23 protein-coding genes are annotated in these 22,050 nt (G+C 69.5%); 18 read left to right on the top strand and 5 right to left on the bottom strand.

Going from position 1 to position 22,050, the window contains the following annotated elements; genetic code table 11:
- Positions 1 to 72: 72 nt before the first annotated feature.
- Entirely contained in the window at positions 73 to 954 is an 882-nt protein-coding gene (locus NFR49_RS04800) for a LysR family transcriptional regulator (RefSeq protein WP_251158503.1), read from the top strand.
- A 16-nt stretch (positions 955 to 970) separates the two neighbouring features.
- On the opposite strand, the gene NFR49_RS04795 is transcribed toward NFR49_RS04800, so the two are convergent.
- Both NFR49_RS04795 and NFR49_RS04790 read right to left on the bottom strand, forming a co-directional pair.
- The gene (locus NFR49_RS04795; RefSeq protein ID WP_251158502.1) at positions 971 to 2,371 is read right to left on the bottom strand and encodes an ATP-dependent DNA helicase; all 1,401 of its coding nucleotides are present in this window, start codon (positions 2,369 to 2,371) and stop codon (positions 971 to 973) included.
- A 583-nt stretch (positions 2,372 to 2,954) separates the two neighbouring features.
- A complete protein-coding gene (locus NFR49_RS04790; protein WP_251158501.1) occupies positions 2,955 to 3,359 on the bottom strand; it encodes a MerR family transcriptional regulator in 405 nt (134 codons plus the stop codon).
- 178 nt (positions 3,360 to 3,537) lie between these two features.
- Here NFR49_RS04790 and NFR49_RS04785 point away from each other — a divergent pair, with 178 nt between their 5' ends.
- The 5 genes from NFR49_RS04785 to NFR49_RS04765 all read left to right on the top strand — a co-directional run bounded on the left by NFR49_RS04785 (position 3,538) and on the right by NFR49_RS04765 (position 8,218).
- A complete protein-coding gene (locus tag NFR49_RS04785) occupies positions 3,538 to 4,557 on the top strand; it encodes an alpha/beta hydrolase (RefSeq protein WP_251158500.1) in 1,020 nt (339 codons plus the stop codon).
- Between the two features lie 9 nt (positions 4,558 to 4,566).
- Positions 4,567 to 5,016 (top strand): flavodoxin family protein, encoded by a 450-nt coding sequence (locus tag NFR49_RS04780; RefSeq protein ID WP_251158499.1) that lies wholly within the window; start codon positions 4,567 to 4,569, stop codon positions 5,014 to 5,016.
- Between the two features lie 69 nt (positions 5,017 to 5,085).
- Positions 5,086 to 6,033 (top strand): alpha/beta hydrolase, encoded by a 948-nt coding sequence (locus NFR49_RS04775; protein ID WP_251158498.1) that lies wholly within the window; start codon positions 5,086 to 5,088, stop codon positions 6,031 to 6,033.
- A 705-nt stretch (positions 6,034 to 6,738) separates the two neighbouring features.
- Positions 6,739 to 7,380: a helix-turn-helix domain-containing protein gene (locus NFR49_RS04770; RefSeq protein WP_251158497.1), complete on the top strand. Its 642-nt coding sequence runs from the start codon at positions 6,739 to 6,741 to the stop codon at positions 7,378 to 7,380.
- Positions 7,364 to 8,218, top strand: coding sequence for a hypothetical protein (locus tag NFR49_RS04765; RefSeq protein ID WP_251158496.1), 855 nt, complete (start codon positions 7,364 to 7,366; stop codon positions 8,216 to 8,218). Before NFR49_RS04770 ends, NFR49_RS04765 begins: the two co-directional genes overlap by 17 nt.
- Before the next feature lie 78 nt (positions 8,219 to 8,296).
- Here the strand turns inward: NFR49_RS04765 and NFR49_RS04760 are convergent, their stop codons facing one another.
- Positions 8,297 to 9,148: a class II fructose-bisphosphate aldolase gene (locus NFR49_RS04760; RefSeq protein ID WP_251158495.1), complete on the bottom strand. Its 852-nt coding sequence runs from the start codon at positions 9,146 to 9,148 to the stop codon at positions 8,297 to 8,299.
- A gap of 62 nt (positions 9,149 to 9,210) precedes the next feature.
- Positions 9,211 to 10,152: a 1-phosphofructokinase family hexose kinase gene (locus NFR49_RS04755; RefSeq protein ID WP_251158494.1), complete on the bottom strand. Its 942-nt coding sequence runs from the start codon at positions 10,150 to 10,152 to the stop codon at positions 9,211 to 9,213.
- Between the two features lie 258 nt (positions 10,153 to 10,410).
- On the opposite strand from NFR49_RS04755, the gene NFR49_RS04750 reads away from it, so the two are divergent.
- The 4 genes from NFR49_RS04750 to lacB all read left to right on the top strand — a co-directional run bounded on the left by NFR49_RS04750 (position 10,411) and on the right by lacB (position 13,241).
- Positions 10,411 to 11,220, top strand: a complete 810-nt coding sequence (locus tag NFR49_RS04750; RefSeq protein ID WP_251158493.1) for a DeoR/GlpR family DNA-binding transcription regulator — start codon at positions 10,411 to 10,413, stop codon at positions 11,218 to 11,220.
- 241 nt (positions 11,221 to 11,461) lie between these two features.
- The gene (locus NFR49_RS04745; RefSeq protein WP_251158492.1) at positions 11,462 to 12,226 is read left to right on the top strand and encodes a DeoR/GlpR family DNA-binding transcription regulator; all 765 of its coding nucleotides are present in this window, start codon (positions 11,462 to 11,464) and stop codon (positions 12,224 to 12,226) included.
- A gap of 40 nt (positions 12,227 to 12,266) precedes the next feature.
- On the top strand, positions 12,267 to 12,695 hold the full coding sequence (gene lacA, locus NFR49_RS04740) for a galactose-6-phosphate isomerase subunit LacA (RefSeq protein WP_251158491.1): 429 nt from the start codon (positions 12,267 to 12,269) through the stop codon (positions 12,693 to 12,695).
- Between the two features lie 27 nt (positions 12,696 to 12,722).
- A complete protein-coding gene (lacB, locus tag NFR49_RS04735; RefSeq protein ID WP_251158490.1) occupies positions 12,723 to 13,241 on the top strand; it encodes a galactose-6-phosphate isomerase subunit LacB in 519 nt (172 codons plus the stop codon).
- 199 nt (positions 13,242 to 13,440) lie between these two features.
- On the opposite strand, the gene NFR49_RS04730 is transcribed toward lacB, so the two are convergent.
- Positions 13,441 to 14,205 (bottom strand): DeoR/GlpR family DNA-binding transcription regulator, encoded by a 765-nt coding sequence (locus NFR49_RS04730; RefSeq protein ID WP_251158489.1) that lies wholly within the window; start codon positions 14,203 to 14,205, stop codon positions 13,441 to 13,443.
- Between the two features lie 348 nt (positions 14,206 to 14,553).
- Between NFR49_RS04730 and NFR49_RS04725 the strand changes: the two genes are divergently transcribed.
- From NFR49_RS04725 to NFR49_RS04690, 8 genes are read left to right on the top strand one after another with little or no spacing between them, the layout of a single operon-like run.
- Positions 14,554 to 14,985 (top strand): PTS sugar transporter subunit IIA, encoded by a 432-nt coding sequence (locus NFR49_RS04725; protein WP_251158488.1) that lies wholly within the window; start codon positions 14,554 to 14,556, stop codon positions 14,983 to 14,985.
- A gap of 46 nt (positions 14,986 to 15,031) precedes the next feature.
- Complete coding sequence (locus NFR49_RS04720) at positions 15,032 to 15,514, top strand: PTS sugar transporter subunit IIB (protein ID WP_251158487.1); 483 nt, start codon at positions 15,032 to 15,034, stop codon at positions 15,512 to 15,514.
- A 51-nt stretch (positions 15,515 to 15,565) separates the two neighbouring features.
- Entirely contained in the window at positions 15,566 to 16,408 is an 843-nt protein-coding gene (locus tag NFR49_RS04715) for a PTS mannose/fructose/sorbose/N-acetylgalactosamine transporter subunit IIC (RefSeq protein WP_251158486.1), read from the top strand.
- Complete coding sequence (locus NFR49_RS04710; protein ID WP_135978272.1) at positions 16,408 to 17,289, top strand: PTS system mannose/fructose/sorbose family transporter subunit IID; 882 nt, start codon at positions 16,408 to 16,410, stop codon at positions 17,287 to 17,289. The genes NFR49_RS04715 and NFR49_RS04710 overlap by 1 nt, the downstream gene beginning before the upstream one ends.
- A gap of 34 nt (positions 17,290 to 17,323) precedes the next feature.
- Entirely contained in the window at positions 17,324 to 18,844 is a 1,521-nt protein-coding gene (locus NFR49_RS04705; protein ID WP_251158485.1) for a sulfatase, read from the top strand.
- A complete protein-coding gene (locus NFR49_RS04700; protein ID WP_251158484.1) occupies positions 18,841 to 19,977 on the top strand; it encodes a radical SAM/SPASM domain-containing protein in 1,137 nt (378 codons plus the stop codon). Before NFR49_RS04705 ends, NFR49_RS04700 begins: the two co-directional genes overlap by 4 nt.
- The gene (locus NFR49_RS04695; RefSeq protein ID WP_251158483.1) at positions 19,968 to 20,777 is read left to right on the top strand and encodes a sulfite exporter TauE/SafE family protein; all 810 of its coding nucleotides are present in this window, start codon (positions 19,968 to 19,970) and stop codon (positions 20,775 to 20,777) included. The genes NFR49_RS04700 and NFR49_RS04695 overlap by 10 nt, the downstream gene beginning before the upstream one ends.
- A 39-nt stretch (positions 20,778 to 20,816) precedes the next feature.
- Positions 20,817 to 21,611, top strand: coding sequence for a sulfite exporter TauE/SafE family protein (locus NFR49_RS04690; RefSeq protein WP_251158482.1), 795 nt, complete (start codon positions 20,817 to 20,819; stop codon positions 21,609 to 21,611).
- Positions 21,612 to 22,050: the final 439 nt, after the last annotated feature.

Raw genomic sequence — 22,050 nt, 5'->3', positions numbered from 1 at the left:
CATCGTCCCTTGATGACCCCGTTGCGATACTTGTTATAACCTTGGGGTTCATAGCGGCGACGGGAGGCCTCGGTGTACAACCCTCAACTTGATACGTTTATTCAGGTGGCGGAGTCTGGCAGCTTCTCGGCCGCGGCCCAGGAGCTTTTCATCACCCCCACGGCGGTGATCAAGCAGATGAACCTGCTGGAGGGCCGCATGGGTGTGGTGCTGTTCAACCGCTCTCACCGGGGCCTCACCCTCACCAAGGCCGGGGAGTCGCTCCTCGTGGACGCGCGCCACATCGTGCAATACTCACAGGAGGCCAAGGCCCGGGCCCGCGCAGCCGAGCGCGGTGAGAAGCGCGTGGTGCGCGTGGGGGTCTCGCTGCTCACGCCGGCCACGCGTCTCGCGGACGCCCTGGCGGCCGTGCGTCTCGCGTGCCCGGGGATGTCGGTGCAGCTGGTGACCTACGAGAACTCGCCGCAGTCGGCCCGGAACATCCTGGGCAACCTGGGGCGCGACATCGACGTGGTGGCCGGCATCTTCGACGACGGGCTGCTCCGTGAGCACGGTTGTGCGGGGCTGCCCCTGGAGTCCATGCCCATCCGCTGCGCCGTTCCCGTGGACGACCCCCTGGCCGGGTGCGACGTCGTCTCGCCGGCAGACCTCGCCGGTCGCCGGCTCATGCTCATCCGCCGCGGCTGGAACGTGTCCATGGACGCCCTGCGCGACGAGCTTTGGAACAACCACCCCGACATCACCGTGGAGGACTTTCCCCGCTGGATGCCGGAGGTCTTCAATGAGGCGGTGACCGAGGGGTGCGCCCTTGCCTCCCTCGACCTGTGGGAGGACGTCCACCCCATGCTCCGGACCCTGCCGGCCACGTGGGACCATTCCGTGACCTTCGGCATCATGCATGCCGGCGAGCCCGCGCCCCATGTGCGCGAGTTCCTGGAGGCGCTGGACGCGTGATGCCGCGGGGCGCCGCTCAGCCTGGGAACGGCCCGCGCCGCGGCTTGGGCTTGGGGCGCACCCGGGCGCACACCCGGCGCCGGCCCTTGGGGCGCCACTCGGTCTTGACCGTGTGCTCCGCGGGGTCCCATGCCCGGGAGGTCTCCCAGACCTGCCGGTGGAAGGCGCGCACCTCGGGGTCGACCTTGAGCCAGAGGGGGTCCACCGGCTGCGTGAGCGCGAGGTCGCCCACGGACCGCACCCGTGAGAGGGCCACGTAGAGCTGGCCGTTCTCAAAGCACACCGGGTCCAGGTTCATGGCGTCCAGCGTGAGGCCCTGGGTCTTGTGGATGGTCATGGCCCAGGCCAGCCGCAGGGGCATCTGGGTGAAGGTGCCGCGCTCCACCTCGCGGAGCTCGCCCTCGTCCTCGTCGTACTCGTAGTCCACGGCGCTCCAGGTAACGGGCTCCACGGCCACGGTGGGTCCGGAGTCCAGGCGCACCCGCACCGTCTTGGATCCCGAGAAACCCACCACCTCGCCGCACGACCCGTTGACGAAGCGGTCCTGCGGGTCGTTCTTGCAGCACACCACGCGGGCGCCGCGCTTGAGGACCACGGTCTCGTCCACTGGGTTGCCGCACCCGAACTCGCCGCTGCGCTCGGAGCGGTACACGTGCTCCTTGCCGGTGAGGGCGGCCAGGCGCTCCTGGTTCACGCGGTCCACCACGCGGTTGGTGGCGGCCACGAAGGGTGCGCCGGGGATGGGGTCGTGGCGCGCCTGCTCCCAGATCCAGCGGCACGTGGCGCGGTCGCCCTTGCGCAGGTTGGTGAGGGCGGCGAGGAAGGCGGCGTCCTGCTGGCGGTGGCACTGGGTGAGCACGAAGGGGTGGAAGTCCCAGGAGGCCCAGGTGCGCCCCTGGAAGGCGAAGGGCCCGCGCCAGAGGAGGCCGTACTCGTCGCGCAGGGCGTCGAGGTCGTTGCCGGCGGTGACGGGCGGGAGCTGCGAGAAGTCGCCCACCACCACGAGCTGGGGCCGGGGCCGCACCTTGCGGAGGATCGCCGTGACGGCGTCGAAGACATCGCACCGCAGCATGGAGACCTCGTCGATGATGACGACGTCCGCCTCCGAGACGGGCTCGCGCACCCTGAGGCGGCTGTCCCTGCCGAGGACCCCGATGCCCAGGTGGAAGGCCCGGTGCACGGTGGTGCCGCCGACGTTGACGGCGGCGATGCCGGTGGGGGCGCACACCACGACGTTGCGGCGGAGCTCCTTGAGGCGGCGTCGGGCCTCCTGGATCACGAACGACTTGCCGCAGCCGGCGCCGCCGGTGAGAAAGACGTTTTCGCCGGCCACGATGGCCTCGATGGCGGCCCGCTGGCACGGGTCGGCCGCGTCCGTCTCCGGTTCGTCGCGGGTGTTCTCGGGCTCTGGCGCCATGGTTCCTCCGTCTTCCTGGGCACAGCCGTTCCATCATAGCGCCAAAACGGAACAGGTGTTCTAACGGTCGTGAGGTGGGCGTCCCTGCGGCGAGGCCTTGGCGCCCCGGCCGGTCTTGCGCCGAAGCGGGCTCGATGCGCGACGGCTCGGCGCCGAGAAGGGCCCGATGCGCGACGGTGGGCGTCCTTTCGGCGAAGCGGCTCCGATGCGCGACGGCCCTGCGTCTAAGCGGCTCCAATGCGCAACGCCCTGCGGTGAAAGGGGCTCGATGCGCGACGGCTCGGCGAAACGGCTCCGATGCGCGACGGTTCCTCGTCGAAAGGTCCCCGATGCGCGAAAAGCGCCGAAAATCGCGCACCGGGGCCTTTTCGGGGCGTCCGGACCGCGCATCCAACGCGTTTCACCGAGCCGTCGCGCATCGGAGGCCCTTCGCCGCCTCCGCCCGGCGGGCCCCGGGGCCGGCAGCGGACAAGGGTCGCGCACCGGAGGCATCGGAGCCTTGCCCGTCGCGCTTCCGCGCGCTGGAAAGCGGCCGTCGGCCGGCCCCATGGCGAGGCCCTGCCCTCTTGATCGCCCCTCTCGTTCAGCCTTTCGGATGCTCTCCCACCCGTGTCCGCAGGTTGCTGTAGTAAGGGGTCCTGCCGGCGAGGACGTCGTCGTAGTAGGCCTGCTTCTGGTCGATGAAATCGATGGCACCCTGGATGGCGGCGAGCTCCTCGCGCAGGTGGTGCTGCTTCTCAGCAAGGATGGCCTTGCGCTCCCGCAGGGAGGCCTCGCCGGCCGCGCAGAGGTCCACGTAGTCCCGCATCTCGGAGATGGACATGCCGCAGTGCTTGAGGCACTGGAGGCTCTCGACCCAGCGTACGGTGGCCTCGTCGAACACGCGGCGGTTGCGGCCGTCGCGCCGCACGCCGGGCACGAGGCCCTTGTTGCAGTAGAACTTGAGCGTCTCGTAGGGCAGACCGGTGCGTCCGCAGGTCTCTGCCATGGAGAAGAGCCTGCCCTCCTCGTCGGGCGTTGGCGCGACCGGTGGCATGAATTCATATTTTGTATCGTCACACATTCTGGACGGTCCTTCTTTCAGCCGTTTGACCGGTAGTTGCTACCGGAGAGTAGCGTAGCGCTTGAACCGATGTGCTAAAAGCAATCGAACGAAAGGAGCCAGTATGGCAAGCCAGTATGCCGAAAGAGCGTTCACGCCCTTCGCGGGCAACCCGTTCGGCTTCGTGTACGAGGGGGCCATCGCCGAGAACGTAGACGGCGCGGTCAACGTGCACGGCATCAGCTATCCCTTGGGCAATCTCACCATCGCCGCCAACGTCTACACCCCCGCGGGCTACGACCCCGCCAAGAGCTACCCTGCCGTGGTGGTGGCCCACCCCAACGGCGGTGTGAAGGAGCAGGTCGCCGGTCTCTACGCCCAGAACCTCGCCGCGGCCGGCTACATCACGCTGGCGTTCGACGCCGCCTACCAGGGCGAGAGCTCCGGCGAGCCGCGCAACACGGACTGGCCTCACAACCGCGTGCAGGACATCCACCGCGCGGCCGACATCCTCTCCGAGTACCCCGGCGTCGACCGCGGCCGCCTCGGCGTGTTGGGTATCTGCGGCGGTGGTGGCTACACGGCCAAGGCGGCCCAGACCGACAAGCGCTTCCGCGCCGTGGCCACGCTCTCCCTGTTCAACTCCGGCGAGGTGCGCACCTACGGCTTCCGCGGAAGCCAGGCGAGCACCGTGCAGGAGCGCCTGGAGGCGGCTTCCAAGGCGCGCCAGGACGAGGCCGATGGCGGCGAGGTGGCCTACACCCCCAACATGTGCGACACCATGACCCCCGAGCAGGCCGACGCCATGCCCTACGACCTCTACCGCGAGGGCTATTACTACTACGGCAAGACCCACGCGCACCCCGGCTCGAGCTTCGCCTACACGGTGTCCAGCCTCATGGAGCTCGCGTCCTTCGATGCCCGCGACGGCGCCCAGCTCATCTCCGTGCCGCTGCTCATGATGGCGGGGTCGGCGGCCGACACCTTCTACATGACCGTGGACGTCTACGAGCGTGCCGTCTGCGCGCCTAAGAAGGAGCTCTTTGAGATTCCCGGGGCCCACCACATCGAGACCTACTGGAAGCCCGAGTACACCTCGCTGGCAACCGACAAGCTCGTCGAGTTCTTCGGCGAGAACCTTTAGGGAGGATCCATGGACATCGTCTTCGTCAACGGCAGCGGCGAAACAGACGGCAACACCGCGCGTCTGGCCCGCGAGCTTATCGGCAACCGCCCCTTCACCCAGGTGAATCTCGTGGACCTCAAGGTTTACGACTATGGGCAGCACTTTGACGACGACCAGTTCGACGAGGTGCTCGGCAAGATCGAGGCGGCCGACGTCGTTGTCATGGGCTCGCCGGTGTACTGGCACGATATCTCGGGCATGATGCGCAACCTCCTGGACCGCTTCTACGGCCCCGTGGCCGAGGGCAGCCTCGCCCCGCGCCGCCTGTTCTTCGTGTTCCAGGGTGCCGCCCCCACGGCCGAGATGCTTCACCGCGGCGAGTACACCATGGGCCGGTTCGCCGGCTTGTACGGCATGACCTGGGAGGGCATGGCCACGAACGCCGAGGAGGCCCGCCGCCTGGGCGAGCGGCTGTAGGGCCGTGTCGGGCAAGGATACGACGGGGCGCCCTGTGGCGGGGCGCCCCTTTTTTTGGAGGAGGAGCCCATGGAAATGACCGTGACCGCCGACACCCCGGTGGCGGACGTCGTGGCGGACCCCGCGGCGGGGGACTGGGGCCGCCTCATGTTTCCTGTGACCTTTGCGACGCCGCGCCCGGACGCGCGCCTGCGCGACCTCGACCTGCCCTGGTACACCCATGTGGACCCCCGGGCCACCGTGGACGTGGTGACCGACCTCCTCGGCCGCGCCCGGGCGGGGGAGCGCGTGTTCATCCCGCTCTACTCGCCCGAGGAGCGTGCGGCCACCGAGCATCTGCCCGAGGGCTACCGCCTGGAGGACGTGGGCCTGTTCGTCTTCCCGGCCCAGGGCCTGCCGGCAGGGGAGCGCGGCCCCGTGGCCGTGGTGTGCGCCGGAGGCGGTTTCGCCTACGTGGCGGCAATGCATGACTCGTTCCCCCACTGCCTCTGGCTGTCGCGCCACGGCGTGAGCGCCTTCGCCCTCGTCTACCGGCCCGACGCTCAGAGCGCCTGCGAGGATCTCGCCCGTGCGATCTCCTATATCTTCCATCACGCCGACGAGCTGGGTGTGGATCCGCGCGGTTACTCCCTGTGGGGTGGGTCCGCCGGCGGCCGCATGGCGGCCTACCTTGGCAGCTACGGCCCAGCGGCCTTCGGAGGGGGACGGTTGCCCAAACCGGCCTGCGTGGTCATGGAGTACACGGGGCACAGCGACCTCTCGGCCGACGAGCCGGCCAACTTCGTGGTGGTGGGTGACCGCGACCCCATTGCCAGCTGGCGCACCATGGAGAACCGTTCAAAGCGGCTCCGGCGTGCCGGGGTGCCGACCGAGTTCCATGTGTACGAGGGACTCTCCCATGGGTTTGGCCTGGGCACCGGCACCGTGGCCGAGGGGTGGATCGGCCGGGCCTTGGCCTTTTGGCTGGCCCACCGTTTCGACCGACTCGATCTGGCCTCGGCCGGGATGGGGGAGTGAGCGCGCCCTCAACGAGGAGATTCATAGCTTCTGGGCGGACCGTCTTGTCGGCGGTCCGCCCTTTTTTGTGGCACGGCCGTGGTTGTCCTTCTCGCGTGGGGCCCGGCGAAAGGCCGTCGGTGCGGGGCGCCCGCGCGGCGAGGCGGCCCCGATGCGCGACGGCCCGGTGAGGCGGCTCCAATGCGCGACGGCCCTGCGCCCTTCCGGCGAAGCGGCGTCGATGTGCGATGGCTCTGCGTCCAAGCGCCTCCGATGCGCGACGGCCTACGTCGAGACGGCCCCAGTGCGCGATGGCTCGGCGAAACGGCTCCGATGCGCGACGGCTCCTCGTCGAAAGGTCCCCGATGCGCGAAAAACGCCGGAAATCGCACATCGGGGCCTTTTCGGGGCGTCCGGACCGCGCATTCAACGCGTTTCGCCGGGCAGTCGCGCATCGGAGGCCCTTCGCCGCGCCCCCAACGTCCCAACGCGCCCCCCAACGCCCCCAATCCCCCCGCGCCCCCAACACCCCTGCTCATAGCCGCATCTACCTGCGAAAACGGTCCGCAGTTTTTACACAGCCCCTAATGAAGGGGGCACCGGGCCCCCGCCGAGAAGGAAGGGGCCGACATGGCTTCCAGCGGAAGGAGGGGGCGCCCCGCCCCCACGGACCCGGCTTGCTGTTCACGGATTGAACAGCTTGGCTGGGACCTGGGAGGCGTGGGCATGGACCAGGGCACGGTGCGGGGAGGATGGAGGATCTCGGAGGTCGAGCGGCTGCTCGGCCTCGGTCGCCGCGACATCCAGCGGGCCTGCTACGGGGGCCGCGGCGGCGTGGCCATCCTCGACCCCACCGACACCGCCTGGGGCAGGCGCACCTACGACGGGCACGACCTCGCCCAGCTCTTTCTCGTGGGGCAGTTGCGCCGTCGGGGGCTCAGCCTTCCGGAGGTCAAGGCGGAGTTCGAGGGCAGTCGCGCCGCCGGCCGCACGGTGGAGGACATGCTCGCCGTGCAGGTGGCGCGTCTGCGCGAGCAGGCCGAGGAGGTCGCGGGGCGGTTGCTCCAGGCCGAGGCCCTCCTCGCCGCGGTGGGCGGGGATGCCGGGGCGGTGGAGGGCATCGTGGCCCGCCACGTGCGCGTGCAGGAGGCCTTGGACCCGGACCTACCCTCCGGCGACGACGGTGGCCGTGTGCCGTCGCCGTTGGCGGTCCTCCTCGCCGCGCCGGGGCTCGTGGACGGGCCGGGCATGGCGTTGGCTGTGGACCTCTGGCTTGGGCCGGGTTCGTCGGAGGCGGTGCGAAAGGCGGCGGAGGCCGCCGTGGCGAGAGAAGAGACGATTGGAGAGAGCGATGAGAAGAAACGTTGAGACACCGGTGGGGCGCCGGGCCTTCCTGGGGGCCTTGTGCCTCTCGGCCCTGGGCATCGCGGGGTGCGGGCGCGGCGGCTCCTCGGCAGGCGGCGACGCCTCCGGTGGCGGGCAGCCCGCGGCCCCGGCCCCTGCCGAGGAGGAGCCCAAGACCTCCTCGGACCCCCACGTGCAGTACATCAAGAACTACAAGGGCAAGAATGCGGCGTCCGTGGGCTACACGGACGGCTCGGGCCTGCGCAAGGAGTCTCTGGGCGATGCCACGATCCGCCTGGTCTACGTCGACCCGAGCGGCGTCTACGTGGATCCGAAAGACGAGGAGGGCCTCAAGGACTACGTGGTGTTCGACCAGAACCTGCCCATGAACACCCAGGTGGACATCGAGTTCAGGACCATCGACGACGAGGAGGTCGCGGGCATCGTCGCCTGGCAGAGCCACTGCGAGGTGGTGCTCGCCGTCAAGAAGGTGGGGGAGCCCGACCCCCAGCCGGTGGACATGACGCCCATCGACGCCTTCCCCGACCATTACACGGCCTGCGTGCGCGACTACGTGGGCCGCAACCTGGCCGAATGCGGTTACGTCCCATCGGAGGGGCAGTTGTGGGACAGCTACGGCCTGACGATGCTCAGGCTCCAGGCGGACTGCGAGGACGGGAGCTACGTGGGCGGCCCCGACCTCGCGGCCCTATCGGGCTACGTGGTGGTCTCCCAGGACGTGGCGCCCAACACGCAGTTCACCATGGAGCCCACCACGGCCACCAACGGCGAGGTCTACGACCTCATCAGCTCCCAGTCCCTCGAGACCGTGAGCCTGTCGGTGCGCCGCCTGGAGCAGTGAGCGCCTGAAGACGCCGGTGGCCCGGCCGCGAACCGTCGCGACCGGGCCACCTTTCCGGGGACTCTTTGCCTGCCCGCCTTAGGCGCGGCCGGTGGAGCCGAGGTTGTCCATGTGGGACTTCACGATGGCGCAGATGTTGGCCATGCCGTCCACGGCCGGCTTCTTGGGGTCGAAGACGTCGGGGTTCTTGCCCATGTAGTCCATGAACCCCTTCATGTACACCTGGCGCAGCTCGGTGGCGTAGTTCACCTTGCACACGCCGTTGCGGATGGCCTCGGCGACCTGGTCGTCGGGCACGCCGGAGGTGCCGTGGAGCACCAGCGGCACGTCCACGCGCTCGCGGATGGCCTTGAGGATGTCCTGCTCGATGTGGGGCGTGCCGTGGTAGACGCCGTGGGCCGTGCCCACGCCCACGGCCAGGGAGGTGCAGCCGGTGCGGCGCACGAACTCCTCGGCCTCGTCGGGGTCGGTGAAGGGGTTGCCCTGGCCGGCGTCGGGGCCGTCGTCCTCCTTGCCGCCCACCTTGCCGAGCTCGGCCTCCACGGGGATGCCGATGGAGGCGCCCACGCGGGCCACGGCCTCGGTCTTGCGGATGTTGTCCTCGAAGGTGTCGTGGCTGCCGTCGATCATGACGGAGGTGTAGCCGGCGTGCATGGCGTTCATGCAGAGGTCGAAGTCGCTGCCGTGGTCCAGGTGCAGGGCCACGGGCACGTCGGCGTTCTCGGCGGCGGCGTAGACGAGGCCCACGAAGTAGTCGAGGCCGGCGTACTTCACGGTGCTGGGGGTGGTCTGCATGATCACGGGGGAGCTCTGCTCCTCGGCGGCCTTGATCACGGCCATGACGAACTCGAGGCTCTCCACGTTGAAGGCGCCCACGGCGTAGTGGTTCTCCTGGGCGTCGAGCAGCATCTCACGGGTGGTGACGAGCATGGCGGTTCCTTTCCGGTGCGGGGTGTCGGTCTTGTCTCGGCGGGTGGCCCGCCGTCGTTCTGTCACTCGCCGTCGGCGATTCGTTCGACGACGGTCCGGCCGCGGAGCTCCTCGGCCACGGCGGGGTCGAAGTTGCCGGTGGCGGGGGAGAGGCAGTTGGCCGTGGCGGCGGCCATGGCGAACTCGAGGGCCTGGGCCGCCCCCATGGAGCGCTCCATGGCCACGGCGAAGGCGCCCACGAGGGTGTCGCCGGAGCCGACGGGGTTCACGACGTCGATGCTGGGCGCGATGCCGCGGAAGGTGCCCTCGGGACAGGCCATGACGGCGCCGTCGGCGCCCAGGCTCACCACGACGAACTCGATGCCGGTGCCGTGGAGGGCGCGGGCGGCCTCCACCACCTGGGACAGGTCGTCGCAGGGACGGCCCGTGAGCTGGGCGAGCTCGTCGGCGTTGGGCTTGACCATGGTGGGCAGCGCGCGGATGCCCTCCTCGAGGAGGGGGCCCGAGGTGTCGAGGATGACGGGCCTGTCCTCGGCCTTCACGGCCGAGACGATGCGGGCGCAGGCGTTGGCGCCGAGCCCGGCCGGCACCGAGCCGTCGACGGTGACCACGGCCGCCTTGCGGGCGAGGCGGCGCACCCTCACGAGAAGCTCCTCGAACTCCGTCTCGGTGACGGGGCGGCCGGGCTCCAGGAACTCGGTGGAGGTGCCGCTCGGGTCGAGGACGTTGATGCAGGAGCGGGTCTCGCCGGCCACCTCCACGAAGTCGTGGGGCACGCCGTCGCGGTCGAGGAGGTCGCGCAGCAGGGCGCCTGCGTGGCCGCCGGCGAACCCGCTGGCCACGACGGACGAGCCGCAGGCCGCGACGGCGCGGGCGGCGTTGAGCCCCTTGCCGCCGGCCACGTCGATGACCTCGGTCACGCGCTGGACCTCGCCCGCGGCCACGGGCGCGGCGATGCGGTAGGCCTTGTCGATGGACGCGTTGGGTGTGACGGTGACGATCATGGGCTTCCTCCCGGTGCCGTGGGGGCACGGCCTCTGTGCCTGTCGGCTGGAATGTACCGCGGCCCCGGGCGGGGGAGCCGGCGGGGCGCGGGGGCCGCGTCGCAACCAAACGAAACGCGCCGGGGTTTTCAGGGCCTGCAAAGCTTGGGTGGGTGCTGTCGGCTGCTTGCTTAGGAAGCAAAAAGCAAGTCGATTCCTTGCTAAAATGCAAGGCAAGGAAAGGAAAACGTCCACAGAACCTGCGCAAAGGAAAGAACCATGGCCCACCAGGAGTCGCAGCACGGCCGTTCGTTCGGCGAGGAGCGCCGCGCCGCCATCATGGAGCTGCTCGACCGCGAGGCCTCGGTCCAGGTGGCCGACCTCGCCGCGCTCTTTGGCGTGTCGCGGGTGACCGTGCGCTCCGACCTCGACGAGCTCGAGGCGGCCGGCCGGCTGCGCCGCACCCACGGCGGCGCCGTCTCGCTGTCCCGGGCGCTCACGGTCTCCATCCAGGACCGCAGGGTCAACGTGAACGTGGAGGCCAAGCGCGCCGTGGGCCGCGCCGCCGCCGACATGGTGGCCGACGGCGACTCCGTCCTGGTGGACTCGGGCACCACGGCCCTCGAGCTCGTGCGCGCTTTGGGCGGCCACAGCGACGTGACGGTGGTGACCTGCGACTTCACCGTGGCAGACCTCATCGACCGCTCCATGCCCTCCGTCGACGCCATCCTTTTGGGCGGCGAGCTCCGCAAGGGCCACCGCTACACCTACGGGCCCATGACCGAGCAGGCCCTGGCGTCGCTCCACCCCCAGATATCGTTCGTGTGCCCCACGAGCTACGTGCCCGGCCGCGGCCTCATGACCAACTACGCGCCCATGGCCCAGATCAAGCGGGCCATGATGGCGTGCGCCGCGCAGACCGTGGTGCTCATGGACGCCACCAAGGTGGACGCCCCAGGCCTCCTGCTGGTGGACACGCTGGCCGGGGTGGACGCCGTCGTCATGGACCGCGACCCTAACGGGCTGGTGGGGGCCGACCTCGCGGAGCAGGCCCCGGGCGCGCGGCTGGTCCTCACCGGCGAGGTCTGATCGCCGCCTGCCGTCCCGGGGCACCCTCGCTCCGGCGCCCCTCGCTCGGGTCCATCATCTTCTTGATAGGAGAATTGGCAGATGGGCCAGGCCCCTCTGTCACGCGAGGCGTCCCTGTGGCACCGGCCCTCCTCCACGGCTTCGCCATAGGTGCGCGCCGTCCCGTGCATGTGTTTGTTTTTGTGCGATAGTGCTTGATAGAACAGAGAAGAACAAAGACGAACATCCAGGAGGGACCGTCGTGCTCAAATCGGAGCGTCAGGACGCCATCCAGCACCTGTGCGACACCTTGGGCACGGTCACCGTCCGCCAGATAGCCGAGGAGCTCGAGGTCTCCGACATGACCGTGAGGCGCGACCTCGAGGAGATGAGCGGCCAGGGGCGTGTGGTCCGTGTCCACGGCGGCGCCCGGTGCGCCGTCGGCGAGCCGGGCCTCACCGTTCCCCGCGAGTTCACCCACCGGGAGAAGCGCTCCCTGCACGTGGAGGAGAAGCGCGCCGTGGCCGCCCGCGCCGCCGCCCTCGTGGAGCCGGGGCAGACGGTCTTCCTCGGTGCCGGCACCACCATGGAGCGGCTGGCCCAGGCCCTGCCCACGGGGCGCCTCCGGGTGGTCACCAACAGCCTCTCGGTCTTCGACCTCCTCCGCGACCGCCCCGACACCGAGCTCTGCCTCGTGGGCGGCATCTACCGCGCGTCCACCGACGCCTTCGTGGGGCCCATGGCCGAGAAGTCCCTGGAGCCCCTGGGCATCGACGTCGCGTTCATAGGCTGCAACGGCGTCGTGGACGGCGCCGTGTCCACCTCCAACATGGAGGAGGGTCGCTTCCAGAACGAGGTGCTCGAGCGCTCCGAGCGCCGCTATGTGGCCTGCGACTCCTCCAAGGTGGGGCGCCGCGACTTCTACACCTTCTACTCCCTCGACAGCGTGGACGCCCTCGTGACCGACCCCGGCCTCGCCGCCGAGGAGGTCGGGGACCTCTCCGCGTACACGGAGGTTCTCAACTAGTCGTTCCAGGGGCCGGTCCCCTCAGAGAAAGGATGCACCAATGCGTATCGTCATCGGTTCGGACGCCGAGGGCATGGCCCTCAAGGAGATCGTCAAGGCCCACCTCCTGGAGTCGGGCCACGAGGTGGTGGACCACTCCGAGGAGCCCTCGGCCGACCTGGTGGACTCCACGGTGGCCGTGGGCCGCGACCTCCTCGAGCACCCCGAGAGCCTGGGCTTTGCCTTCGACCGCTACGGCGCCGGCAGCTACATGGCCGCCTGCAACATGAAGGGCCTCGTGGCCTGCGAGTGCTCCGACGAGCGCAGCGCCTTCATGACCCGCCAGCACAACAACGCCCGCCTCATCTGCATGGGCGCCGGCATCACCGGCCCCGATGTGGCCCGCGGCATCGTCGACGAGTTCCTGAGCGAGCCCTACGCCGGCGGCCGCCACCAGATCCGCGTGGACATGCTCGAGAAGATGGCCTAGGCCACCCCGATCCTTAAGGAGACACCCATGATCATCGCCATCGGATGCGACCACATCGTCACCGACGAGAAGATGGCCATCGCCGACCACCTCAAGGCCGTGGGCCACACCGTTATCGACTGCGGCACCTACGACCACTCCCGCACCCACTACCCCATCTACGGCAAGAGGGTGGGCGAGCTCGTGGCCTCCGGCGAGGCCGATGCCGGGGTCGTCATGTGCGGCACCGGCGTGGGCATCACCAACGCCGTGAACAAGGTGCCCGGCGCCCGCTGCTGCCTGGTGCGCGACATGGCCCCGGCCGTCTACGCCCGCGAGAACCTCGCCGCCAACGTGGTGGGTTTTGGCGGCAAGATCTGCGGCGAGTTCCTCATCGCCGACATCGTGGACGCGTTCCTCGGCGCCGAGTACCACGCCACCCCCGAGAACGACGCCCTCGTGGCCAAGATCGACGGCGTCTGGCAGGGCGACGCCGAGGCCCAGGCGGCCCCCGACTTCTTCGACGAGTTCATCGTCAAGTGGGACGAGGGCTACTACCACGACTGACATCGCGTGACACCGGCGTGACACCGGTGCCTGGCCCATCTTACACTTCGCTAATTACATGATTGAAGACAGCGGCTGCCGGGAGGGGGACTCCCGGCAGCCGCTGCCGTGGGTGACGGACGCGCCCGGTGTGACACCGGGGCCTGGCCCGTCTGTCACTTTGCCTATTGCAGGGTTGATGGTGTGACGGGGGCGGGTCTCAGGTGAGGACCGCGGTGTACTGCTCGGTGGCCGTGCGCACGGCCTCGGCCAGGCCGCCCTCGCTCACGACGGCCGTGAGGCCGTCGAGGGAGTAGAAGCTGTAGAAGTCGCGCCGGTCGAACTTGCTGGCGTCGGCGAGCAGGTAGCGCTCGTCGGCGGCGTCCAGGGCCACGCGCTGGAGGGCGCAGGCGTCCATGTTGCTGGCGTAGGCCTTGTCCTCGTGGATGCCGTTGACGCCAACGAAGGCCTTGGTGACGCCCATGCGGGAGAGGGTCTCCTCGGCCAGGGGCCCCGCCAGGGCCCCCGTGCCCGGGCGGTAGAGGCCGCCGAGCAGGAACAGCTCCATCCCCGAGCGCTCCTCGAGGACGGCGAAGATGGGGAGGCTGTTGGTGACCACGCGCAGGGTGAGGTCGGGCAGGTTCGCGGCCATGGCCTCCACCGTGGTCCCCGACCCGAGGAAGACGGTGTCCCCCTCGTCCACCAAGGTCGCGGCCCGGGCGCCGATCTCGCGCTTGGCCTCCCGGTGCAGCAGCTGGCGCTCGGTGCGCGTGCGCTCCCGGGACAGGGTGAGGCCGTGGGCCGGCGCCGCGGAGGTGGCCCCTCCCCGCACCCGCACGAGCCGCCCTGCCTCGGCGAGCTCGTCGAGGTCGCGGCGCACCGTCATCTCCGATATGTCCAGGAGCCGGGCGGCCGCGCGCACGGAGAGGTTGCGGTGTTCGTCGGTGAGGCGCACGAGGGCGTCTTGGCGCTCCGATTTGAGCATGGCTCCTCCGATGGTCGGCCCTGGGTCCCCGCGGGGTCTCTTCCATAACAATATAGAACATGGTGCGGAGCGGCGACGGGTCCTGTTAGCAAAGATTCGCACAATGGGAGGACCGGCGGAACCGGGGTCCCAAACAAGTTGTTAGGTAGCCAAATACCTTGTCTACCTAGGGTTTTCTTTCAGATATACCACTTACCGACGAAAATCGACCGTCGGTCTCCCCAGAGGGTCATGGCGTCCCACGGATTTTTGCCGGGGGCATAATAGGCACAGATTCAAACAAAAGCTCTCTATTCCAAACAACACATCACAATTAAAAGACACCGTGACCAACGAGAAGGGGATCCGATGAAGGTAGGAGTCATCCTCGCCAGCCATGGGGAGTTCGCCCGGGCGGCCTTGGGCAGCGTCGAGATGATCGCCGGCCCGCAGCCCGACGTCCAGGCCCTGGCCCTGGGCGCCACCACGTCCCTCGAGGACTTCGAGGCGGCCTTCCGCGAGGCATGGGGGTCCCTGTCGTCTTCCTGCGACCACGTCGTGGTCCTCTGCGACATCCTCGGCGGCACCCCGTTCAACGTGGTGGCCCGGGCCAAGGCGGCGGGCCTCCCCCTCACCGCCTATGCCGGCCTGTCCCTGCCCGTGGTCATCGAGCTCCTCCTCTGCCGCGACCAGTGGGCCGACCCCGAGGAGCTGTCCCAGGCCGTCGAGGCCGCCGCTTCCCATGCCTTCCAAGCCATCGAGGTGCCCGGCACCGACGAGGGCGACGAGGGCGACCTGTAGGTTCGCCGAACCGGCGGCGCCAGCCGCCCGAAGAAGGGAGGGCTCCATGCCCATCAAGCTCGTGGACATCGACGACCGCCTGATCCATGGGCAGATCGCCACCACATGGATTCCTGAGTACGGCATCGAGCAGGTCGTCATCGTGGACGACAAGGTGGCCTCCGACCCCGTGCAGAGGTCCGTGGCCGGTCTCGCGGTGCCCCAGATCAAGGTGAGCGTCTTCGGTGTGGACAAGTTCATCGACGTGCTCAAGAAGACCCAGATCAAGCGCGACACCCTCGTGCTGTTCACCAACCCCGTGGACGCGGAGCGCCTGCGGGAGGGCGGCATGGACTTCGACTACCTCAACGTCTCGGGCATGCGATTCAACCCGAGCCGCACCCAGCTCCACAAGAACATGTCCATCACCCCCGAGGAGCGCGCCGCCCTGGAGCGCCTCATCGAGGCCGGCGTCGAGGTGTGGATGCAGCCCACATGCCGCGACCCCAAGGTGCTCGTCTCCGAGCTCCTGGCCGCCCACCCCGCCTGATCAGCAGTGAGCGGGCCCCGTCCGGCCCGTCCGTAGAGTAAGGAGCGTTCCATGATTCAAGCCCTGCTGCTCGCCGTGTGGGCGGGCCTGTGCACCTGGGACCAGTACGGTCCCCACCTGGGATTCCGCAAGCCCCTGCTCGCCTCGGTGGGCGTGGGCATCATCCTGGGCGACCTGCCCACCGCCATCATCATCGGCGCCACCATGGAGCTCATGTGGCTGGGCGTCAACAACATCGGCGCCTATGTGCCGCCCGACGTCATCTCGGGCACCATCGTGGGCTGCGCCCTGGGCATCATGTCCGGCGGCGACGTGGCCTCCGACACCGCCCTCGCCGTGGCCATCGGCATCCCCTGCGCCACCCTCGTCCAGCAGCTCAACATCCTGGTCATGACCACCAACATCACCTGGCTCCACAAGGCCGACAAGGCCGCCCTGTCCGGTGAGTTCAACGCCGTGAACAAGTGGTTCTGGGCCGCCGCCGCCTCGTTCTTCCTCACCCGTGCCGTCCCCGTCTTCATCGCCTGCGGCGTGGGCTCCTTCGTCATCGAGGACATCATGGCCTTCCTGCAGACCCAGGTGCCCTGGGTGCTCACCGGCTTCTCCATCGCCGGCGGCATGATGCCGGCCGTGGGCCTGGCGATGCTGCTCACCATGATGCTCAAGAAGGAGATGTGGGTCTTCCTCGTCGGGGGCTTCGTGCTCGCCGCCTACCTGGGGGTTCCCACCATGGGCATCGCCCTTGTGGCCGTGGCCGTGGCCGGCTTCTACGACTTCGTGAGCGAGGGCTTCAAGCGGGTCGAGGACAAGCAGGCCGTCACCAAGGGCGTCCTGTCCACGGGCCCGGTCGTGACCGATCAGGACATCGAGGAAGAAGAGGAGTACGACCTCTAATGGCTGACAACACCTGCACCCGCGCCGCCGAGTCGCCCGTCGTCTCCCAAGGCCGCGCCATCACCCGCCACGCCCTCAACCGCACCTTCGTGCGCACCCTGGGCTGCCAGTTCGCCCACAACTACGAGCGCATGCAGAGCCTCTCGCTGGTCTACTGCTTCGCGCCGGTGCTCGAGGACCTCTACCGCGACCGCCCCAAGGAGGAGCGCGTCGCCGCCATGCAGCGCCACCTCGAGTACTTCAACACCCACCCGCTGGCCATCCCGTTCATCCTCGGCATCTCGGCCGCCCTGGAGGAGACGTGCGACGAGGACCAGAAGGAGACCGTGGTCGCCATCAAGACCTCGCTCATGGGCCCCTTCGCAGGCCTCGGCGACTCCCTGCTCAACCTCACCTGGACCCCCATCGCCGGCTCCATCGGCGCCTCCATGTGCCTGGCCAACGGGTCCATCCTCGGCCCCATCGTGATGTTCCTGCTCATCAACGCCCTGTACTGGCCCCTGCGCATCTTCGGGCTCTACGGCGGCTACGCCAAGGGCATGGAGATGGTGGAGCGGTTCGGCGTGGCGGTCTTCGAGCGCCTCGGCAACCTCGCCAACGTGCTCGGCGTCATGGTGGTGGGCGGCCTGATCCCCACCACCGTCAAGCTCGCCTGCGCCATCCAGGTGCCCCTCGGCGAGGGCGACCCCCTGGTGATCCAGGACCAGCTCGACAAGGTGCTCCCCTGCGCCCTGCCCATCCTGCTCACCTTCATCTGCTACCGCCTGCTCAAGCGCGGCCAGGGCAAGAACTCCGCCCAGATCATCATCGGCTGCATCGTCTTCGCCCTCGCCTTCGCCGCCCTCGGCTACTACGTGCCCGGCCTCGCCATCTTCGGCTAGGCCACCGTCACACCCCGTCCGTCAAGGAGCCCCCATGCGCTGCGTCCTCGTTCTGCTCGACACCCTGCGCCGCAACAACCTGCGCTGCTACAACCCCGAGACCCGCGTGCAGACCCCCAACATCGACGCCTTCGCCGCCGAGTCCTGCACCTTCGACGAGCACTGGATCGGGTCGGCCCCCTGCATGCCGGCGCGGCGCGACATCATGTGCGGACGGCTGAACTTCCTGGAGCGCGGGTGGGGCCCCATCGAGCCCTTCGACGTGACCCTGCCCGCTCTCCTGCGCGACCACGGCATCTACACCCACATCACCACCGACCACTGCCACTACATGCGCACCGGCGGCGAGGGGTACCTGCAGCTCTTCAACACCTGGGACTACCATCGCGGCCAGGAGGGTGACCCCTGGGTGAGCCGCATCGACGACCCCGCCAACATGCCGGGGACCTTCTACGGCCGCGTGCGTCGCCAGTACCAGCTCAACCGCGGCCGCTGGCCCCGCGAGGAGGACATGCCGAGCCCCCAGACGTTCCAGAGCGCCTGCCGCTGGCTCGACGACAACGCCGACGCCGACGACTTCTTCCTCATGGTGGAGGCATTCGACCCCCACGAGCCCTTCGACGTGCCCGAGCGCTACATGGACCTCTACGGGGGAGAGGAGGGGCTCGACCGCGACTACTTCGAGATCCCCCAGTACAAGCGGGTGAGCGAGGCCGAGGTCCCCGCCGAGGCGGTGGACTACGTCCAGCGCCGCTACGACGCCCTCGTCACCTGCTGCGACCACTGGTTCGGGACCTTGATGGACAAGCTCCGCGAGCGCGGCGTCTTCGACGACACCCTCGTCATGCTCACCACCGACCATGGCTACTTCCTGGGGGAGCGCGACTTCCTCGGCAAGAACTACATGCCCCTCTACAACGAGCTCGCCCACCTGCCCCTGCTGGTGCACTACCCCGGCGGCGCCCGGGCCGGCGAGCGCGCCTCCCAGATCACCCAGAACATCGACGTCATGCCCACGGTGCTCGACCTGGCGGGGATTCCGGTGCCCGAGGAGGTCCAGGGCGTCTCCCTGATGCCGCTCGCCACGGACCCGTCGGCGCCCACCCGCGACTACGCCCTCTTCGGCTACCACGCCATGGACGTCAACATCACCGACGGGCGCTACACCTACATGCGGGCCCCCGTGCCGTCCAACGAGCCCTGCTTCGAGTATGCCGCCATCCCCACCACCATCCGCCGCTACCTCGGTGCCGACAGGCCCGCCGACATCGAGTGCGGGCGCTTCCTGGCGCGGACCGACTGGCCCGTGTTCAAGGTGCCCGTGGACAGGCCCGGCATCATCGACCAGTCCGACGACGCCCTCAAGGAGGTGTCGGACACCAGGCTCTTCGACCTGGCCGTGGACTACGCCCAGCTCGACGACCTCACCTCCCACGACGACCCCGCCGCCAAGGAGGCCGAGGGGCGCATGGTGGGCCTGCTGCTGCGGGCCATGGACGAGTGCGACGCGCCGGCGGAGCAGTACGAGCGCCTCGGCCTGGGCGGGGCGGCATGAGGTACCTCAGCATGCTGGTGAAGCCCGCCTCGGCGGCGTGCGACATGGCGTGCTCCTACTGCTTCTACCGCGACCTCGCCCGGGGCAGGGAGCGGGGGTGCCGCCCGGTCATGGACCGCCCCGTCATGGAGGCCGTGGTCTCGCGGGCCTTCGAGGCGGTGCCCGACGGGACGGTGGCCTTCGACTTCCAGGGGGGAGAGCCCACCCTGGCCGGCCTCGACTTCTTCGAGGCCTTTATCGAGGAGGTGGAGCGCCGCCGCGGCGGCCGCCGGGTCTCCTACGCCATCCAGACCAACGGCCTCGCCCTCGACGAGCGCTGGTGCGAGTTCCTCGGACGCAACCGGTTTCTGGTGGGGGTCTCGCTGGACGGGACCCGCCGCCTCCACGACCGCCTGCGCCCCGCCGCCGACGGCGGGGCCACGTGGTCGCGGGTGGCCGCGTCCCTAGGGCGCCTGCGGGGGCACGGGGTGGAGCCCGCGGTGCTGTGCGTGCTCTCCTCGGAGCTGGCCCGCCACCCCCAGCAGGTCTACAGGGGACTGGCCTCCCTGGGGGCCCGCCACGTCCAGTTCATCCCGTGCCTGGGGCCCGCCGAGGGCGGGGACGGCTCCCCGCGGTCGGCCGAGATGGCGTCCCACGCCCTGACCCCCGAGCGGTTCGCCCACTTCTACCGGGGCTTCCTCGACGCCTGGGAGCGGGGCCAGGCCGAGGACGGCCCCATGGCGGTGGGGCTCTTCGACGACGTCATGGGCCTCTCCCTGGGCCGCAGACCCAGGACCTGCGGCGCCCTGGGGGCCTGCGCCCCGCAGTTCGTGGTGGAGTCCGACGGATCGGTCTACCCGTGCGACTTCTACGCCTCCGACCGGTGGTGCATGGGCAACGTGTGCTCCGACCCCATCGAGGCCATGGCCGCGGGCGCCGTGGTGGAGGGCTTCCTGTCCCGTCCCCGGCGCGCCGGCTGCGACGCCCCGTGCGCCGACTGCGGCTTCGAGGGCATCTGCCACGGGGGGTGCCCCCGCCTCTCCACGGCCTTCGCGGCTGACGGCCGCTGCGGCTACCGGGAGTTTCTCGAGTACGGCTACGGGCGGCTGGCCCGGCGGGCCCGGGAGCGCGTGGGGAGGATGCCATGGGCCTGAGCCCTGCCGACGGCCTCGTGGCCCTTGTGAGCCTTGTGGCCTCCACGGTGGGGGCCGTCTGCGGCGTGGGCGGCGGGATCCTCATCAAGCCCGTGCTCGACGCCGTGTCCTCGATCGACGTGGCCACGGTCAACTTCCTGTCGGGGGCCACGGTGCTGTCCATGACCGCCTACTCCGTGGCCCGGTCGATCCGCGCGGGGTCGGGGTCCATGGACCTCTCCCGGGACACGCCCCTGGCCGTGGGGGCCGCCTTCGGAGGCCTCGCGGGCAAACAGCTCTTCTCGGCCGTGAGCGGCCTTTTTGGGAACCCCGACAGGGCCGGGGCCGTGCAGGCGGCCGTGCTGTGCGCGGTCACGGCGGGGGCGCTCGCCTACACCCTCGCCAAGGACCGCGTGGCCACGCGCCACGTGGAGAGCCGTGGCGCCTGCGTCGTCATCGGCCTCGCTTTGGGCACCTGCTCGTCGTTCCTCGGCATTGGGGGAGGGCCCATCAACCTGGTGGTGCTGTTCTACTTCTTCTCCATGGACACCAAACGCGCCGCGGCGAGCTCCCTCTACATCATCCTGTTCTCCCAGGCGGTGAGCACGGCGGCGTCCCTCCTCACCCAGGACCTGTCGGCCGTGAACCCGGCGGTGCTGGCGCTCATGGCCGCCTGCGGCATCGCGGGAGGCGCCTTGGGACGTCGGCTGAACGCCCGGGTGGACGCCCGCTTCGTGGACCGGCTGTTCGTGGCGCTCATGGTGGTCATCATCTTCATAAACGTGTACAACCTGGCGGCCTTCGGGGCGGTGCGTGGGTAGAAGTCGAGAGGCCCTGTCCCCTCCAACCGAAAGCGCCCCATGTATTGGATCATCTGGCCCGTCTGCCTCGCCGCCTGTCTCATAGGCTCCATCTGCGGCCTGGGGGGCGGTGTCATCATCAAGCCGGCCCTCGACCTGTTCGGGTCCATGGACGTGGCCCAGGTGAGCTTCCTGTCGGGGTGCACGGTGCTGGCCATGGCCCTCTACTCGGTACTCCGGGCCCGGGTCAAGGGGACGCTCTCGGCCGAGGCCCGGGTGGACACCTCGGTGGCTGTCGGCGCCGTGGTGGGCGGCCTCGCGGGCAAGCAGCTCTTCTCGGCCCTGTCGGCGGCCTTTCCCTACCCGCGCATCGTGGGCTGCAGCCAGGCGGCGGCGCTCTTTGCCGTGTGCCTGTTCACCATCGTCTACACCGTCGTCAAGGACCGCCGCGAGATCCATGGCCACAGGCTCTCGGGGTGGCTCCCGGGGTGCGCGGTGGGCGTGGGGCTGGGTGCGGTCTCCGCCTTTCTCGGCATCGGCGGCGGCCCGCTGAACATCGTGGCCATGACGTTCTTCTTTGCCATGGCGAGCAAGGACGCCGTCCAGGCCTCGCTCTACATCATCCTGTACTCCCAGACCGCCGCAACGGTCATGGCCCTCGCCACCCAGGACCTCTCCGGTGTCGACCCGGTGCTGCTGGTGGGCATGGTGGCCTTTGGCATAGCGGGTGCGGCCGGCGGGCGCACCATCAACGGGCGCCTGTCCAACGCCACGGTGGACCGGCTCTTCATAGGGCTTCTCGTGGCGATCATGGCCATCACCGTGGCCAACTTCCTCGGCTTCGCGGCGATGTAGGGGGTGGCGGGCGGTGGCGGCGTGCGGCCGGTGGCGGCCGGCGGCGGGCTTGTGGCGGCCGGCGGCCGGCGGCGGGCCTTGGCGGGCTTGTGGCGGCTGGTGGCCGGCGGCGGCGCCCGCTGACCGGCGGCAAAGGCGCTCGGGTGCGCGGACGTGCGGCGGACGTGCGCCCGGTCAGCCGGTAGGCGGCTCTCAGTGCGCGGATGTGCGGCAAAGGCGCTCGAGTGTGCGCGATGATCACGCCAAAAGCCACCCGATGCGCGACAGTCCGGTGAACGCCGCCCAATGCGCGACAAGGTCGCGGCGAACGGGCGCGGATGAGCGGAATCAGGTCCAAATCGCCCACTCGAGGCCGTTCGCCGCGGCCCGGCCGCGCACTGGACGCCTTTCGCCGGGGCGTCGCGCGCTGGACACCCTTCGCCGCAGGGACTCGCGCACC

The organism is Caniella muris (genome assembly GCF_943193035.1).
Taxonomy (GTDB): domain Bacteria; phylum Actinomycetota; class Coriobacteriia; order Coriobacteriales; family Atopobiaceae; genus Granulimonas; species Granulimonas faecalis.
This window is presented reverse-complemented; position numbering and strand designations above follow the sequence as displayed.

Coding starts and splice junctions, on each gene's coding strand:
- NFR49_RS04725 (WP_251158488.1), top strand. CDS start 14,554: ATGAAGGTAGGAGTCATCCTCGCCAGCCATGGGGAGTTCGCCCGGGCG.
- NFR49_RS04770 (WP_251158497.1), top strand. CDS start 6,739: ATGGACCAGGGCACGGTGCGGGGAGGATGGAGGATCTCGGAGGTCGAG.
- NFR49_RS04775 (WP_251158498.1), top strand. CDS start 5,086: ATGGAAATGACCGTGACCGCCGACACCCCGGTGGCGGACGTCGTGGCG.
- NFR49_RS04720 (WP_251158487.1), top strand. CDS start 15,032: ATGCCCATCAAGCTCGTGGACATCGACGACCGCCTGATCCATGGGCAG.
- NFR49_RS04690 (WP_251158482.1), top strand. CDS start 20,817: ATGTATTGGATCATCTGGCCCGTCTGCCTCGCCGCCTGTCTCATAGGC.
- lacA (WP_251158491.1), top strand. CDS start 12,267: ATGCGTATCGTCATCGGTTCGGACGCCGAGGGCATGGCCCTCAAGGAG.
- NFR49_RS04700 (WP_251158484.1), top strand. CDS start 18,841: ATGAGGTACCTCAGCATGCTGGTGAAGCCCGCCTCGGCGGCGTGCGAC.
- NFR49_RS04780 (WP_251158499.1), top strand. CDS start 4,567: ATGGACATCGTCTTCGTCAACGGCAGCGGCGAAACAGACGGCAACACC.
- NFR49_RS04730 (WP_251158489.1), bottom strand. CDS start 14,205: ATGCTCAAATCGGAGCGCCAAGACGCCCTCGTGCGCCTCACCGACGAA.
- NFR49_RS04785 (WP_251158500.1), top strand. CDS start 3,538: ATGGCAAGCCAGTATGCCGAAAGAGCGTTCACGCCCTTCGCGGGCAAC.
- NFR49_RS04710 (WP_135978272.1), top strand. CDS start 16,408: ATGGCTGACAACACCTGCACCCGCGCCGCCGAGTCGCCCGTCGTCTCC.
- NFR49_RS04715 (WP_251158486.1), top strand. CDS start 15,566: ATGATTCAAGCCCTGCTGCTCGCCGTGTGGGCGGGCCTGTGCACCTGG.
- NFR49_RS04755 (WP_251158494.1), bottom strand. CDS start 10,152: ATGATCGTCACCGTCACACCCAACGCGTCCATCGACAAGGCCTACCGC.
- NFR49_RS04765 (WP_251158496.1), top strand. CDS start 7,364: ATGAGAAGAAACGTTGAGACACCGGTGGGGCGCCGGGCCTTCCTGGGG.
- NFR49_RS04790 (WP_251158501.1), bottom strand. CDS start 3,359: ATGGCAGAGACCTGCGGACGCACCGGTCTGCCCTACGAGACGCTCAAG.
- NFR49_RS04795 (WP_251158502.1), bottom strand. CDS start 2,371: ATGGCGCCAGAGCCCGAGAACACCCGCGACGAACCGGAGACGGACGCG.
- lacB (WP_251158490.1), top strand. CDS start 12,723: ATGATCATCGCCATCGGATGCGACCACATCGTCACCGACGAGAAGATG.
- NFR49_RS04705 (WP_251158485.1), top strand. CDS start 17,324: ATGCGCTGCGTCCTCGTTCTGCTCGACACCCTGCGCCGCAACAACCTG.
- NFR49_RS04695 (WP_251158483.1), top strand. CDS start 19,968: ATGGGCCTGAGCCCTGCCGACGGCCTCGTGGCCCTTGTGAGCCTTGTG.
- NFR49_RS04760 (WP_251158495.1), bottom strand. CDS start 9,148: ATGCTCGTCACCACCCGTGAGATGCTGCTCGACGCCCAGGAGAACCAC.
- NFR49_RS04750 (WP_251158493.1), top strand. CDS start 10,411: ATGGCCCACCAGGAGTCGCAGCACGGCCGTTCGTTCGGCGAGGAGCGC.